Source organism: Microbulbifer maximicatervae (SeqCode) (genome assembly GCF_052467825.1).
Window position 1 is genome coordinate 2,312,895 of sequence record NZ_CP174327.1, and the last position, 15,930, is coordinate 2,328,824.

The 15,930-nt window shown below is 47.8% G+C and carries 13 protein-coding genes; 4 read left to right on the forward strand and 9 right to left on the reverse strand.

Going from position 1 to position 15,930, the window contains the following annotated elements; all coding sequences use genetic code 11:
* The first annotated feature begins 3 nt into the window (after positions 1-3).
* Positions 4-789, forward strand: coding sequence for a peptidylprolyl isomerase (locus ACJJII_RS10160; protein WP_444919045.1), 786 nt, complete (start codon positions 4-6; stop codon positions 787-789).
* Positions 790-1,935: 1,146 nt separating this feature from the next.
* Here ACJJII_RS10160 and ACJJII_RS10165 read toward each other — a convergent pair.
* The 7 genes from ACJJII_RS10165 to ACJJII_RS10195 form a co-directional block, all read right to left on the reverse strand.
* Complete coding sequence (locus ACJJII_RS10165; RefSeq protein WP_444919046.1) at positions 1,936-3,264, reverse strand: sensor histidine kinase; 1,329 nt, start codon at positions 3,262-3,264, stop codon at positions 1,936-1,938.
* Complete coding sequence (locus tag ACJJII_RS10170; RefSeq protein WP_444919047.1) at positions 3,264-4,616, reverse strand: sigma-54-dependent transcriptional regulator; 1,353 nt, start codon at positions 4,614-4,616, stop codon at positions 3,264-3,266. The genes ACJJII_RS10165 and ACJJII_RS10170 overlap by 1 nt, the downstream gene beginning before the upstream one ends.
* A 102-nt stretch (positions 4,617-4,718) precedes the next feature.
* Positions 4,719-5,258, reverse strand: coding sequence for a nuclear transport factor 2 family protein (locus ACJJII_RS10175; RefSeq protein ID WP_444919048.1), 540 nt, complete (start codon positions 5,256-5,258; stop codon positions 4,719-4,721).
* Positions 5,259-5,394: 136 nt separating this feature from the next.
* Positions 5,395-6,603 (reverse strand): ABC transporter permease, encoded by a 1,209-nt coding sequence (locus ACJJII_RS10180; RefSeq protein WP_444919049.1) that lies wholly within the window; start codon positions 6,601-6,603, stop codon positions 5,395-5,397.
* A gap of 9 nt (positions 6,604-6,612) precedes the next feature.
* Positions 6,613-7,926 (reverse strand): ABC transporter permease, encoded by a 1,314-nt coding sequence (locus ACJJII_RS10185; protein ID WP_444919050.1) that lies wholly within the window; start codon positions 7,924-7,926, stop codon positions 6,613-6,615.
* A gap of 12 nt (positions 7,927-7,938) precedes the next feature.
* Positions 7,939-8,640: an ABC transporter ATP-binding protein gene (locus ACJJII_RS10190; protein ID WP_444919051.1), complete on the reverse strand. Its 702-nt coding sequence runs from the start codon at positions 8,638-8,640 to the stop codon at positions 7,939-7,941.
* 82 nt (positions 8,641-8,722) lie between these two features.
* A complete protein-coding gene (locus tag ACJJII_RS10195; RefSeq protein WP_444919052.1) occupies positions 8,723-10,003 on the reverse strand; it encodes an efflux RND transporter periplasmic adaptor subunit in 1,281 nt (426 codons plus the stop codon).
* Positions 10,004-10,374: 371 nt separating this feature from the next.
* Between ACJJII_RS10195 and ACJJII_RS10200 the strand changes: the two genes are divergently transcribed.
* Entirely contained in the window at positions 10,375-11,877 is a 1,503-nt protein-coding gene (locus ACJJII_RS10200; protein ID WP_413664447.1) for a SulP family inorganic anion transporter, read from the forward strand.
* Entirely contained in the window at positions 11,877-12,779 is a 903-nt protein-coding gene (locus tag ACJJII_RS10205) for a universal stress protein (protein WP_413664448.1), read from the forward strand. Before ACJJII_RS10200 ends, ACJJII_RS10205 begins: the two co-directional genes overlap by 1 nt.
* A 19-nt stretch (positions 12,780-12,798) precedes the next feature.
* Here the strand turns inward: ACJJII_RS10205 and ACJJII_RS10210 are convergent, their stop codons facing one another.
* Entirely contained in the window at positions 12,799-14,472 is a 1,674-nt protein-coding gene (locus tag ACJJII_RS10210) for an aminotransferase class V-fold PLP-dependent enzyme (RefSeq protein WP_444919053.1), read from the reverse strand.
* Between the two features lie 177 nt (positions 14,473-14,649).
* On the opposite strand from ACJJII_RS10210, the gene ACJJII_RS10215 reads away from it, so the two are divergent.
* Entirely contained in the window at positions 14,650-15,126 is a 477-nt protein-coding gene (locus ACJJII_RS10215; RefSeq protein ID WP_444919054.1) for an Lrp/AsnC family transcriptional regulator, read from the forward strand.
* A gap of 9 nt (positions 15,127-15,135) precedes the next feature.
* Here the strand turns inward: ACJJII_RS10215 and ACJJII_RS10220 are convergent, their stop codons facing one another.
* Positions 15,136-15,846 (reverse strand): DUF2238 domain-containing protein, encoded by a 711-nt coding sequence (locus ACJJII_RS10220; protein WP_444906365.1) that lies wholly within the window; start codon positions 15,844-15,846, stop codon positions 15,136-15,138.
* Positions 15,847-15,930 lie beyond the last annotated feature (84 nt).

The window sequence follows — 15,930 nt, forward strand, 5'->3', positions numbered from 1 at the left end:
TAAATGAAGTTAATCAATACGATCTCAGCCGTGCTAGCTGTTTATTTTATTACTGGGTGCTCTGAAAGTGTAGAGCTTAGGGGGATGAATGGCTTTGCCAGCTCTACTTCTATTTCAGAGGATCAGTATGGAGAAATTCGTGGAATTCCACAAAGGGCTTCTGATCGCAGAAGCCAAGCATTCGATGAATTTATTCAAAGGAGTAAAATAGCTGATTATTTGCTCAATGAAGAGCTTGAGCATGATTTAAATTTACAGGTAGAGTTACAAGAGATAGTGAATCAAAAAACTATCGAAGTGTACTTTGATACGTTTTTAGAATCTGCTCTTTCAGAGAGTGCTCTGAAAATATACTACGATGATCATTCAGGTGAGTATAGCAAGAAAAATTATGAACTTACGCGAATAGTCTTTCGCGCAAAAAACGAACAGGGCGAATTAGATATAGCAGCTGAAGAGTTCAGAGAAGTTCTTGCTGAGAAAGGGGACAAAGCCGCTATAGAATTGTTGAATAAATTCTCATCTGTTAGTGTATCTACTCAGACGGGGGTAGAGTTATATGAAGAGAATATCGACGTTAAATTACTTTCAGAACTGGAAAGGCTGGGCAAAGGGGATGTTAGTTATCCAATTTGGATAGGAAAGACTTTACAGGTTTTTCGTCTTGACAGTTTTTCAAAGATTCCTCTTCCTTATGAAGATGTAGCCGCAAGAGTTAAATATGATCTTTCTGCTGAGCTCAGGAGAAAAGAAATCCAGCGTCTATCATTGTTGTCAAAGGCCGAGTGACTCTATAGTTTTGGCTTTAATCCCTTGAAGTTTAATTCTAGAGGAATTTAAAGATTGTTATTTTCTCATTTAATTGCTCGGTCTTAATTTAATCATTCAGTGCTTATATTGCCTTGTTTTAAGACAAAAAGTTTGCACCACCCTTCAGGGCTGATAGTTCCTTCAACAACTAAGCAAGAATCAGGTGGTGTAAACAACTGACAGTCTTCACATCTTTTTCCATCCATTGGTTTGTCTTGGTAGTCCACAGCCTCCTTTTGCGCCTTAAGCTGAGAATGTGCTCTATCTGAGGTAATAAGTGATGCCGGGGATAATACCAGAGACAACCCAGCGAGTCTGATTAGTTTACGCCTAGAGATTTTAGTGTTTCGGATCATTAGGTTAATACTGCGCAGTTAGAAAATTATGAATATTAGAGTAGCTCAATTATTTTATTGTCGTGGGGGAAATTATATTTTTAGTGCTGTGAGTTTTATCGAATGCCTAAATGGATATAATGAAAATGTCGTATTTATATTTGTGTGCATGTTTGTGGGAAATAAATCTTGCCTGCGAATATGTCTCAATCAAAAAAGCTCAAATCTTCCATTTGAAATGGACAACCCGGTATCTCCTGCCAGCCTAGCTTTGCCAAGTGAAATACGTCATCTATTTGGGTAGGCATTTGAAATTGCTCACAATAAGACAGGGGCGCAATTAACGCTCATTGTTAGTTTTTGCGCCTAAGAAAATACTATTGTGTCAATTATTTAATAGGTGATGTGTTTGAGGCCGATATTACCACTATGATTAAAAAATAGTTAATTAACTATAGATTAATCTCCTACGAAATGTCAGTTGTCAGTTGTCAGTTGTCAGATGGATAATTATATGTCTGTTGTATGAATGGCTGATACTCCTCAAAGTATCAGTATTGTAAAGTCGAGCCGTTCTTCTCTTGAGAGGCATTGAGAATATCTATTCATATCGTAAGATATCGTTTAATCGGTGTTTGACTATTGTAGCTATTGAATTATTAGGCGTACCTGATGTACTTTTAATAAATCAGAGACTATTAAGTGGTGTCAATGTCAGAGAGAGATATAGATTTTTAGTCTTAGATCTGGAAATAAATTTTGATGATCTAGGGTATGGCATAGCGTTATGTCATCCATTGCTATTGCTTTTCCAAGGTAACCATAGGCATACTGTTAACCCTCCCTCAGAGCGATTTAAAAGCTGAATTTGCCCTTCGTGAGCATCAATAATTTCACGGCAGAGTGCCAGCCCCAATCCCACTCCCTGTTCTTTGGTCGAGAAGAAGGGGAGTAGAGCCTGTTCAAGAGTTTTTTCACTCATTCCACAACCACGATCAGATAGCGTTAATTTTTGTCCGAAGCTATCAGCGTTAATTTCAAGCTCAATATCATCGCTATTACTACCAGCTTCGCGTGAATTTTTAATTAAATTCAGTAGTGCTTGTTCCAACTGGATCGGGTCAAAGTAACCGGGTTCGTCTGGCAGGGTTCCCTTTAAAGAGAAGGCTTGAATTGGCATTATTCGATTGACAAGATCCTGCCAGCTAACAGTCTCACAGCTTGGGGCGGGTAGTTTGGCAAATGTAGCATATCCTTGGGTGAATTCTGTCAGGTGTTTACAGCGATCTGCAATAATATCGAAAACCTTCTCCAGAGCTTGTTCTTTACCTGTTTTTGTTACTAGCATTTTTCCAGAATGGGCAAGTGATGAAATCGGGGCTAGAGAATTGTTCAGCTCATGGCTGATCAAACGGATAACCTTTTTCCAAACTTCCACCTCTGCTCGAGTTAGCTCGCGAGTCATTTCCCGCAGCACAATTAGGCGGTGTTTTTGTGCGTTCAGAACGAAAGTACTGTTACCTATATGCATGGAATGTGGCCCATGGATATCAGTGTAATTAAATAGGCCATTTTTCCAGCTATAAATAGCGCTAGCGATTTCCTTGGGGCTCTTCAGTAGGACTTTTTGTAGATGAAGACCTTGTATTGGCCGGCCGTTATTCAGTAGCTGTTTGGCACTGCTATTCGAATAAATGATGCGGTCGTTTTGATCGACCAGTAAAAGGGCTTGTGGAGATGTTTGGATAACAGTATCCAAAAGAAGTTCACGCTGGTAAATATGTGCGCGCTCTTTACGCAAGTGCTCACCAATCTCATTATAAAGGAGAGTTATTTGGCGGAGTTCATTGTCCTTGGGGGAGACAAGAGAAATGGAGAAGTCGCCATCGCGAAAATTTAGTAGGCCATTTTGTAGGGATTTCAAAGTGTCGGTTAAGGGGGCTAAAATATAGCGTATCAGTCCGATTAATAGTGGCAATGAAACCAAAATTGACGCTGCCCATGCAAGTGATGGGGCAAAGCCTGCTCGAGTGCTGAGCCAGAAAATAGTAACGCCAGTAATTAAAGGCAGGGCCGCTGTTGCAATAAGGCGGCCTTCAAGTGAAAAGTATCTCGACATCAATAGGGTATACCGTGTTTTTCCAGGCGGCGGTATAGTGCTTGGCGGCTCATGCCGAGTTCTCGCGCAGCCTGGGCAATAATGCCATTGCAGTTGGATAGTGTCTCTTGTAGCAACTCGCGGCTGGGCTCAAAACTCACTTCGACTTTGTCGGTTGGCATTTGCTCAGGAAGTGCCAGGACGGCTTCATCGATAGTATCCTCCTGGCTTAGGACGGCTGCTCGCTGCATAACATTTTGCAGTTCCCGCACATTGCCGGGCCAATGATAGCGAGTAAGGGCGTTTAACGCTTGAGGAGATAGCTTTTTTGAATTGCCACTTTCCGCGAGGAAGCTAATCGCGAGGGGAGGGATGTCCTCAGGGCGCTCATGCAGTGGTGGGAGGCGCAGTTCTATAACATTGAGTCGATAAAATAAATCCTGGCGAAACTTGCCTTCCTCGATAGCCTTGTGGAGATCTCTATTGGTAGCACTGATTACCCGAACTTTAGTTTTGCGGGTTTGGCTGCTGCCTAAACGCTGGAATTCCCCGGTTTGTAGTACACGCAGTAGTTTCACCTGACCACTGGGTGATAGCTCGCCAATTTCATCGAGGAACAGGGTGCCGCCATCGGCGGCCTCAAACCTACCCTCCCGTGCCCGATTGCCGGCGCCGGTATAGGCTCCGGGTTCGGCTCCGAACAGCTCTGCTTCCATCAGATCTTCTGGCAGTGCACCTACGTTAACTTTAATAAAAGGCCCTTCTCTCGATGAAGAGTTCGCCTGGACAATCTCAGCAATCTTCTCTTTGCCGGCCCCATTTGGTCCTGTGATCAGGATGGGAACATCAGATTTCGCTACTTGAGTGGCCATTTCCAACAGCTTTTGCATTTTATCGCTGCGGTAAATTATGCCTTGTAGGAGAAAGTCCTCCCGTAATTGGCTGCGAGCATTCAAAGCTTGTTGCCGGGATGCCTGCTGGCGCTTTTGTAGTTCTCCCAGTTCCAATAAATTGTTAATTGTGGATATTAGTTTATTGTCATCCCAGGGCTTACCGAGGTAATCAGCTGCACCAGCTCTGACTAGCTCGACAGCCATTTCCAGTTGGGTCCAAGCGGTCAGAAGGATAATTGGTAAGTCCGGATTTATTTCCCGAATCGCAAAGAAGAGTTCTCTTCCCTCTTGTCCAGAGGTTGTATCAGCGGTGAAGTTCATATCCTGGATAACCAGGCTGACATCGCTGTTCTCTCGTAGCAGTTGTAGTCCGGCTTGAGGAGTAATCGCACAAAGTGGCTGCAAGTCATGCAGGGACAACAGGATCTCCAGGGCGGAAAGGATACTGCTGTTGTCATCAATAATAAGTACTTTGTCCATAGTTTCTAAGACACGCTATTAAGGCGCCTATTATGCAATGTGTTGGTGGCGAGGGGGAATGCTTGTGGCAGGTTTTCTCTGCCACAAATAGATCTGGAAGGGCTAGTGGCCGATATGTTGCTCGGCAGGTTTGTGGTCGAAGCTGAGCACCCTCGCTAGCTGCCACTTCCCGTCTACCTGTTTCCAGAGATGAGTAAACTGTGAACTTTCCCGTAAGACTTCAGATTTGTCGTCATTGATGCCGTAAAATCGATGGGTGCCAGATTGAATAGCACCATAATGGTTAACGGGGTAGACTTCAGTGCTCTCGACTACCAGTTCACGACGTGCACGAATACCACTTCCATTTTCACGCTGTTTACACATATTGGTAATGGCCTTGACGAACTCTTCTCCAGACTTTGCTGTTTGACCCCACTTGTCATGGTACATTTCAAAGTCATCGGTAACCAGGTTTTGTGCTTCTCTTAGATCACAATTATTGAATAACGCATCAAATAAGTGTTGGTCAGCTCTTGTAATTTGTTGTACTAATTCTTCAGTTACTATTGGGCCAGCAATAACCGGATGCTTTTCCGCTTGTGAGTTTGGGCTTAGGAAGGTTAGCCCCATAAAAAAGAAAGAAGATATTTTTTTAAACAAGATCAATGTCCTTATTATTTATTTTGATGGGGCTGGGCATATCCGTTGAGTACGATGGATAAACAATGAAAAATGAATGAAAAAATTGACCTTTGCTAGGGGGTGAGCAAGTAGGTCACCCCCTAAAATTTGTTATTTAAATATTTCGGGTGGCGGTTGCCGGCGATATATTTGCTGCTCGTAACGCTGGGGCAAGTGCAGCTGTAAGGCTGACTAAAAGAACCAATAGAGCACAAACAACTAGGGGCACAATTGTTAAAGTAGGCTGTGAATAATCTCGAACCATATATTGATTGGCAATAAGTGCTGCTGCACACCCAACGGTAATTCCCAGACCCGCTATGATCCCGTTCTCTAAAAGGAAATAGCGACTGATATTTGTGCGAGTAGCTCCTAATGCACGCCTAACCCCAATTTGCTTGGCTCTTTGGTTGATCCAGAAAATTGTCAAACCAACGATACCGAGTGCCACTATAAAGCTTAACATGGCGGCAACGATAGAAAGTACTTTAACCATTGTGTTGTCAATTGCATAACTGCGATCTACATACTTAGACAGTGTATTGACAGAAATTACTCTCTGAGGATCTCGTTCGGATAGTTTGTCCTCTAGAGTCCGCATAACTTCATCTCTTTTACCCGGCTCGGTACGCACCATGTATTTTGCAAAGCGTCTTTCCTTTATTATTGGAAAAAACATAACGTTACCTGAGTTTGACCAACTTACCCAGGCCCCAAGGTGTCGCTCGACAACTCCAATAATTTCCATGGGCTCTGAGCTGCCACCTTGAAAAATTGGCTTACCGATAGGGTCTTGATCGGGGTAGAGTTTTTCAGCAAGTTGTTTAGTGATAATGGTAGTAGCCGTTGTGCTTGGAATACTTTGGTCGCCAATTTGCATTTCAGCTTCGGTGAAGTTACGCCCAGCTATCAAGTTCAAATTGAGGGTGTTGATAAATTGAGGATCAACTTGGTAGTAGTTGGAAGTCTCACCACCGACCTCTTGATTGGGTTTGTTATAGTATCGAGATGCCGAACCAGACCCTGAAATAGGGATCTGATTGGTTATAGAGGCATTTACTACATAAGGCAAATCACGAAGTAGACTAAGATCAGCTTTAATGGCGCCATTAGTATCGTAGTCTTGAGGTATCGCCATAAATCCTACGGTAATTAAATCTTCAACCTCTATACCTGTAGGGCGATTTATTTTCTCAATTCGATCCTGAATAATAATCGCGGTATTGCTGACGATCGCAAGTGTCAAGCCAAGTTGAAGGGCAATCAGCAAAGCGGATATTTTATTGCGCCAGAGGGCGGACAGCATCGGTTTCAATTCAAGCATGGTCAGGCCTTACTGGGTCTTAAGGTAAATTGAAGGATTGGTTTGGCTGATTTTTAGCGCCGGATAGAGGCCTGCCAACAGACTGGCCACAATAGCGAGGCCAATTGCAGCAACCATCATGACCCAATCCATAGAGGGCAGTGTATCGATTCGCCCCATGGCGAGGTGACGGATACCGCTGAGGCCGAGCAGGGCTAAGAAAATGCCAGCTACACCTCCGAGAATACCGATGGTGGCGCTTTCAATTAAGTGTTGGGTAAAGATAGCACCTCGGCTGGCACCTAAGGCTCGACGTACACCGGCTTCTGGAGCCTTTCGTAAGAACTTAGCTAGCAGTAAAGCAACAGCATTAATCACACATACCAATAAGAAAGCCAGTGAAACCCAGCCGAGAATGCGGTTGTCATCGCTGAGAACTTCATTGAGTACCAGCCACTCCGACGGTTTGCTAAGTGCGAATTTTAGCGGTCTCTGGAAACGGCCTTGAAGTTTTTCTTGTTGTATGTAGGCGGTAAGGAATTCCTCATACTCAGCTTTTTGCTCACTGCTACTTAGTTCGACCCAATATTGAATCCAAACATATTCGCTCTGCAGAAATTCTTCATAGGTTTTCGGGTCTGCATTGCTCCAGCCATTGGTGTTACCCCAAGTGCTAATTTCCAGTTTGCGGTGCAGACCAAAGGGAATAAATAACTCCTCGACTTCGTCAAAGGGGCCATTGTTAACATCGTACACTCTCGGTGATGGTTCCCAAGTGTCGATAACACCTACGATGGTATAAGGTTGATCATTGAGTCTTATCGTTTTTCCAACGCTATTTTCACCTGCGAAAAGCTTGTCATTTGATGGCTTGGAAAGCACGACGACTTGAGTCGGGGAACTATCGGCGGACTTTTCCCAAGTGCCACCATAAATAAAGGGTACATCGAATAAAGAGAAGAAGTCGCGAGTAGTTACCCTGGCTTCTGACTCAAAAGGCCGAATAGCAGAGCTTTCCGGTTTTACGGTGAAACCATAACGATGCATGGCGATTTGGCGCGTTGGAATATTTGAGCGCAATAAAGCCTCGGCATCTCTATAGGTTAGCTGCCAGGGAATCTCGTTAGGTGCGTCAAAAGCTTTATTGATATCCCAACTATCTAGCTGTACGGAAAAGAGTACATCGTCTTTATGCTTCAAAGCATTCTGGGACATGGTGTAGTTCAGGGTCAGCACCGTCATAGAGGCTCCGACACCGACTGCAATAGCGGCAACCATTAAGCTGCTCAAAATTGGGGTTCCACGTAAACTTCGCAAAGCCAGGGAAATATAGTATCCAAACATGGTGCAGACTCCTTAAGCAGTAACGGCAGCAGGCTGCTCGGGGACCGCACGTAAGTCGCAAACCTGTCCATCCACAATCTGGATGTTGCGGTGGGCACGGCGTGCGAGTTCTGGATCGTGGGTAACCATTACGATGGTGGTTCCCCACTCGTTAATAAACTCCAGTAGCTCCATTACCTGGCGGGCCATTAAGGAGTCGAGGTTACCGGTGGGCTCATCCGCAAGCAGAAAACGGGGTTCGCCAGCTAAAGCGCGGGCGATAGCGATACGCTGCTGCTGTCCACCGGAGAGCTGTGCCGGCAGATGTTTGGCGCGAGCAGAAAGACCTACCTGCTCGAGCACTTTTTCAATACGCTTGCGGCGTTCTTTTGCATTGAAGCCACGGTAGCGCAGTGGAACGTCGATATTATCGAACAAGCTCAGGTCAGGAATCAGGTTAAATCCTTGGAAAATAAAGCCTATTTTTTCGTTGCGAAGATGTGAGCGCTGGCGGTCATTGAGATTACTGACATTCTCACCGTCGAGCAGGTACTCTCCACTGGTAGGTGTTTCCAGTAGGCCGGCGATATTGAGAAAGGTAGTTTTACCGGAGCCACTGGGGCCGGTTACAGAAACAAACTCACCCTCTTTAACTTCAAGGCTGAAATCGCGCAGCGCATGAGTTTCGATAGTATCGGTACGGAAACTTTTACGGATATTGTTCATTTTCAACATTGCGATATTCCCTTTTTCTTAAACTTTAAATTATTGATTGACTTACTAAGGAGCTATATCGAGCCCCAATTTGAATTCGGGGTTAATCTGTCAGCGCAACCAGCTGGGCATTTTCGAGTTCCTCGGAAGAGGAGATAATGATTCTGTCTCCCTCTTGAAGGCCTGAGACAATTTCCACCTGTTTTAAGCCAAAGGCGCCTATCTGGATGGAAACTCGCTCCGCCTGTTGTTCGGTGTTCAAACGAAAGGCATGGTTGCCACCGCTTTGATCGAGAAAGCCACCGCGTCTGACCAGTAGCACGTTGTTGCGGTTTTCCAGCAGTATGCGGGCGGTAAGGCGGAGATTTTGTCGCAGCTTTTTCGGTTGGCCCTCAGTGAAACGAACCCGTGCAACTACCTGGCCGTTTATGACCTCGGGGGAGATTGCGGTGATTTCCCCGGATAATTCTTTTCCACCGAGATTGATTGCCACGGCCATGCTGATACCCAGGTCGTCGGCATAGTTTTCCGGCACCTTGGCCTCGAGCTCAAAACTGGTGAGATCGACGACTGTAATAAGTGGCGCATTGGCGCCCACGGCGCTACGCTGTGCCACAGCTAAGCTACCAACGGTGCCGTTAACCGGTGAGATAATGTTCAGCTCGCGGACACGGCGCTCAGTTTCTTCTACCTGAAGGCGTTGTTGTGAGACCTGGAGTTCCAGGTTCTGGGTTTCAAAGGTCAGTGATTCTTTTTCCAGTCCCGCATTTTGTACGGCTTGTTCGTACTCCAGCTGAGCGCGGGCCATATCGTCCTTGGTTTTTTCAAAATCCAGCCGCGAGATAATTTGTTTTTCCATAGACAGCTCTGCACGTCTCAACTCTCGTTTGGCAGCGGTGAGGTTGACTTTGGCTAGGTCGGCCTTTTGCTGGTTTTCCATATGCTGGCGTTTGGCCTGGATTTTTTGGCGCTGCAGGTTCACCGTCAGCTGGTTGAGTTGGGCGTTTTCCTGGGCCAGCTGATTGGATAGTTCCGGGCTGTCGACGGTGGCCAGCAATTGCCCTTCGTCAACGGTATCCCCAGCTTTCACTGCAAATTTCACAATGCCCTGGGCTGGGCTGAAAAGCGTGGGGCTGTTTGCGGCGACCACTTGGCCCTGAACCACCAGATCCCGCACCAGGTCTCCTCGCTGGACCTGGGCGATATTGACTTGAGACAGGGAGAGGGTGCTGTCGACAGAGCTATTGCTGTGCCAGGAGTTGATACCCCAGGTCAGGAATGCCACTGTCAAACCGGCAAATACCGAGGCTTTGACGACCTTTTTGTTCTTCCAAACCGGCACGGCTTCTATCTTGGTATCTTGTCCGGAAGTATCTCTAATCATTGCGGCTTTCCGTTTCTCTTACTGTTTTGCCTGTCATTGCTATTTGGATGCAGGCTTTTAGAAATTTGGATTCAGAGTTAAGAATCTGCTTGTTAGGAGGGGTAACGCAATAAGCATGCCAACAGTTAAGTTTTATTTAACCTGTTGAAATAAAAGGAATTTTTTGAAATTTGTAGTTTTTGGTTTTCTTGATGGTGTCCGCAAAAAGTGTCCGGTGTCCGCTTTGTCCACGGTCGGACGGCAGTGGACAGTTCTGATATTTGTCAGAGGAAAAGTGGTGAGAGGGAGGCTACGCCATGCGGGGTTGCTGCCGTTTATGGTAGAGTGCGCGGCCTTTTTTTGATCAATCTCAATTTAATTAGCTGTCTCCTATGTTTCCTTCGCTGCTCTCATCGACCAAAGCCGACTGGTTCGGCAACATACGTCGGGATGTTCTCGCCGGCCTGGTAGTGGCCCTGGCTTTGATACCCGAAGCCATCGCTTTCTCGATTATCGCGGGCGTTGACCCCAGAGTAGGCCTCTACGCCTCTTTCTGTATCGCCGTTGTGATTGCATTTGTCGGCGGTCGCCCGGGAATGATCTCCGCTGCCACCGGGGCCATGGCTCTGCTGATGGTGACCCTGGTGAAAGAACACGGGTTGCAATATCTGCTTGCGGCAACCTTATTGACGGGGGTACTGCAGATTATTGCGGGTTACCTGAAGCTGGGGAGCTTAATGAGTTTTGTCTCCCGGGCTGTGGTGACAGGGTTCGTCAATGCCCTGGCAATATTGATATTCCTGGCGCAAATGCCGGAATTGATCGGCGGCACCTGGGAAGTCTATGCAATGACTGCGGCGGGTCTGGGGATTATTTACCTGTTCCCTTATATCCCCGTGATTGGCAAGGCTGTGCCATCACCGCTGGTGTGTATTCTGCTCCTCACCGCAGTGGCGGTGACGATGGGATTGGATATTCGCACTGTTGGCGATATGGGTGAGCTGCCGGATACTCTGCCTGTTTTCCTCTGGCCAGAAGTTCCGCTTAACTTTGAAACCCTGCAGATTATCTTTCCCTACTCCGCAGGTCTGGCCGTTGTGGGCTTGCTCGAATCCCTGATGACGGCGACGATTGTCGACGACCTGACGGATACTACCAGTGACAAGAACCGCGAGTGTAAAGGTCAGGGTATTGCCAATATTGCTGCGGGTACCCTGGGTGGTATGGCTGGCTGTGCGATGATCGGCCAGTCTGTTATTAATGTGAAATCCGGTGGCCGCGGCCGTCTTTCCACTCTGGTGGCCGGTATCGGTCTGCTGACACTGGTAGTGTTTATCAGTGACTGGGTTGCTGTGATCCCCATGGCGGCGCTGGTGGCAGTCATGATTATGGTCTCTATCGGCACCTTTGACTGGGGCTCCATCCGCAACTTGAAGCACTACCCACTTTCTACAAATTTGGTCATGCTGGCCACTGTGGTTGTGGTAGTGTGGACTCACAACCTGGCCTATGGTGTATTTGTCGGTGTGCTATTGGCATCGCTCTTCTTTGCCAACAAAGTCAGTCACTTTATGTATGTGAGCAGCTCCCTGGATGAAAAGCAGAGTCGCCGCACTTACAAGGTCATTGGGCAGGTATTTTTCAATTCAGCCGATAAGTTTACCGCTTCATTTGATTTCAAAGAGGTGGTGGATACGGTGGTGATCGACCTCAACCGCGCGCATTTCTGGGATGTTTCCGGGGTTAATGCGCTGGACAAGGTGGTGCTTAAGTTCCGCCGCGAGGGAGCACAAGTTGAGCTGGTAGGACTGAATGAGGCCAGTGAAACGATTGTCGACCGTTTTGGCGTACACGATAAGCCCGAGGAAATTGAGCGGGTTCTTGGAGGACATTGATGGCCGTAAGCAACAGCGAAAATAACAATGAGAACACAGGTAATGGCGGCAAAGCGCCATTGATACTCTCTTGTATCGATGGCTCTCATTACACTGGAGCGGTGTGTGATTACTCGGCCTGGCTGGCCAGGAGCCTGCAAGCACCGCTGAAGCTGTTGCACAACATCGAAAGAAGCAGTGTCCCTGCGGTAACCGATTTTACCGGCAGTATTGGCCTGGGAAGTCAGGAGGAGTTGCTGGAAGAGTTAACTGCGCTGGAGCAGCAGCGGGCGCAGTTAATGGTGCAGCAGGGCAAGCTGATGCTACAGGCCGCCCGCAGCCGCGCCGAAGATGCCGGTGTGCAAAATATCAAAGCCTGCCAGCGTCACGACAGCCTGACAGAATCAGTGGTGGAAATGGAAGACTCCATTCGCGCGCTGGTGTTGGGAATTCGCGGTGAAGAGCACGGGGATTCTGAGCGTGGACTTGGCGCTCACCTGGAGACAGTAGTGCGCTCACTGCACAAGCCGATTTTGGTGGTCAATCGGGACTTCACAGAGCCCAGCAGGGTGATGCTTGCCTACGATGGCAGTGAGGCCTCGTGCAAGGCATTGGCGATGGTTGCAGAGAGCCCATTATTTCGCGAACTCTCCTGTCACCTTGTCTATGTAGGGCCCGCTGAAACTGCGGAGAATTTGTTGGCTGAAGCCTCGGCCAAACTGGATTCTGCAGGACTCACTTGCACTGCCAGTAATCTCACCGGCAATACCGTTGAAGCTTTGGTGGCCTACCAAACCGAGCACCAGATTGACCTAACCGTGATGGGAGCTTTCAGTCACAACCGCCTGCACGACCTTCTGATGGGAAGCATCACCGTTAAAATGTTGTTGAAAGCCCGCCAGCCTCTGTTGCTGTTGCGGTAGAAGCCCCTTCGCTTCCCACTTAAAGTGCCAGTGCCGCTTCCCGGGGGCTGGCAAACCAGCGTAGGGGTTCTGCCTCATCGGGTAGTCTTAAATCGTAGAAATGGGCTTCGCGACCAACTTTGCGAAGCTCTTTTTCTCCCATCATTAAATAGCTCTTAAGATCTAAGTTGCAACGGTTTTCCTGCTCTTGTTGCGTGTCTTTATCAGTAAATGTCAGCTGAGAAATATCAAGCGATGTCCTCATTTTCTTATCCTGATATCTCCATACGCCGGTGAGTGGGTCAAAACGGTAAAACGGCAACAATCTCCAGCCGTAGTTGGCGACCAGGGCCACTGCCTCCAATAAGTATTCGAAGACCTCCTCGCTGATAAAATAGTTAAAGTTGAGTCTTATCCAACCGGGTCTCAGTACCTTCTGACCTTGCAGGATTTGTTCTTCCAGGGATTTACTGTGGGCCATATCGATGCCCAATAAAGCGTGTCCATAGGGACCGGCACAGGAGCAGCCTCCGCGAACCTGAATACCAAACAGGTCATTGAGCAATGCCACCACAAAACCGTAGTGAAGGTCCTTATTGTTCCATTTAATTCGCAGGGAGATGATGGATAGTCGTGCGGAGTCAGTATTGCCGAGTATCTCAATGGCCTCCTCCTCCGACCAGCGTTGCAGTGCCCGCTGTAAAAATTGGGTTTCGCGTTGACCAATCTCTTTTGTGCCCATCGTCTGTTGAAGTCTGAAAACCATTCCGGCCCTGATCGACTCGATAATGGCTGGGGTGCCGCCCTCTTCACTGCGCTCGGCGTCTTCCAGATAGCGGTGATCTTCCGGCGTGACATAAAGGACGGTACCGCCTCCCGGTGTGGCAGGTACCGAATTTTTCAGCAGATCTTCGTGTACAACCAGAATACCTGGGGTGCCAGGTCCTCCGATGAATTTGTGCGGGGAGATAAACACGGCATCCTTTTGGTAGTGGCTATCCGGCGTTGCTGGCCCTTGCATATTAATTTGCACATAGGGTGCTGCGGCGGCGTAGTCCCAAAATGATAAAGCTCCGTGTTTTTTAAGGAGTGCAGTCACGGCCTCTACATCTGTTTTGATTCCGGTTACGTTAGAGGCCGCAGAAAAACTGCCGATTTTAAATGGTCTATGGGCATGGGCACGCAGTTCTGATTCCAGTACTTCAAGGTCAAGTTTGCCACTTTGATCCAGTGGAATAGCGATCAAATCGGCAATGCTCTCTCGCCAGGGGAGTTCATTGGAGTGGTGCTCGTATGGACCGATAAAAATAACCGGACGATCATGTTCGGGAATTCTACTTAAGAGCTGGTGTTGCCTATCAAGGTCTGCGGGCAGGCGCAAGTTGAGAATATCGATCAATTTGTTGATCGCGGCTGTTGCACCAGAACCACAAAAAATCACTTTATGGTTATCGCTGGCGTTGACTGCCTGACGAATTTCTTCACGGGCCTGCTCTCGTAGGGCGGTGGTATGGGCACCGGTATAGGAACTCTCGCTGTGGGTATTGGCATAGAAGGGCAGTACCTGCTGGCGGATAGTCTCTTCGATAAATGTCAGCGCACGACCGGAAGCTGTGTAATCGGCGTACACCAGAGGACGTTTTCCAAACGGCGTTACGATTGCTTGCATATCGCCGATTACCGAGTCGCGGATGTGCTTTATCAGGTCTGTCATGATTTCCTTTCCCCTGTTTTGTGGGGCTCACTTTAGTCCCGAATGCTTGAAACAATGTCTCTACTTGTATCTTTTATTATAAAATTTATGAATTTTTGTGCCGAAAGTTAGATATAAACCGTAAAACTGTGCCATAGAGCGTTATTTTGTTTGATTGGGCGAGGCGGGGACTGAGTGATGACTGAAGGATTAAGTAAACTGGATAGGGCAATACTCGAGCTGTTGCAGGCTGATGCGACCCTGTCAGTGGGGGATATTGCCGAGCGGGTTGGGATGTCCAAGTCGGCATGTTGGCGCCGCATTCAGCGTCTTGAGAATGAGGGGGTGATTTGCGACAGGGTTACCCTCCTCGATCAACAAAAACTGAACTTGCCGCTGACGGTCTATATCTCAATTCGTACCAACCAGCACAACGATCAGTGGGCCGCCCGTTTTGGCGAATTGATACAGGGGGTGGCTGAAATTCTTGAGGTCCATCGTATGAGTGGAGATTTGGACTATCTGATCAAAGCGGTAGTCACCGATATGCCTGGCTACGATCGTCTCTACAAGGAACTGATCAAGGCCGACCTGTTTGATGTCAGCTCCAGTTTTGTGATGGAGACGATGAAGCAGACAACCCGTTTACCGCTAAATCATGCATTGTCGAAATAGGGGTGGATTCTAGCCGCGTCGATTACTCCACCAGTGGCGCAAGCGGGTTTCTCCGAGGGCACTGTCACCCGGGGGGGCTTTAAGGCTGTTGCGAATCTCACTCCAGGCGTTGGAGTTCAACCACAGGTTCAGGGCGAGTACCACCAGCATGGTGGTGATAGAGCCGAGCCCCGCCAGCAGCATGTCTTTCTGCGCATCCCAAATATCTCCCTGGGAGCCGAGGAAAGCTGCGCCCAATTCTGGAGAGACAGCTTTTGCCGCTTGCCACTCGATGATTTCGTAGATTGATGAGAGCGCAAAAGTCACGTCTACCGGGAAGAAATAGGCCCAGAATCCACGTAGCTGCGCCAGGCGCACAAGAACCTCTCGCACCGGATAGGCCAGGAGAAGGCCAAAGCTGAAATGCACCAGGCGGTCGTACATATTGCGATCGGAGCCCAGCCATTCCTGCAAGGTGTAGCCAAAAGGCGTTTCGGCATAGGTGTAGTGAGAGCCGATCACATGAAGGCACATGAAGATGGTGATCAATGTATAGGAGATATTCGATAAGGGAAAACTCCGTGCACTGATCAAAATGATCGGTAGAGCGGCAAATACCAGATAGTTCTCAAGCAACCAGTCATCGGGGTGCAAGGGGTTCCAGGCAGACCAGGCCCAGGTAATGGCAAATGTGGTCAATAAGAACAGGTGGAACCAGTGTTGGCGAAGGAAAGTCTGCATATGTTTGGCGCCTCTACGTCGGGCTAGAGATTGGCGCCAGGATACACCATTGGAGGGGAATAGGAATTGCGTTGAATTACGGTC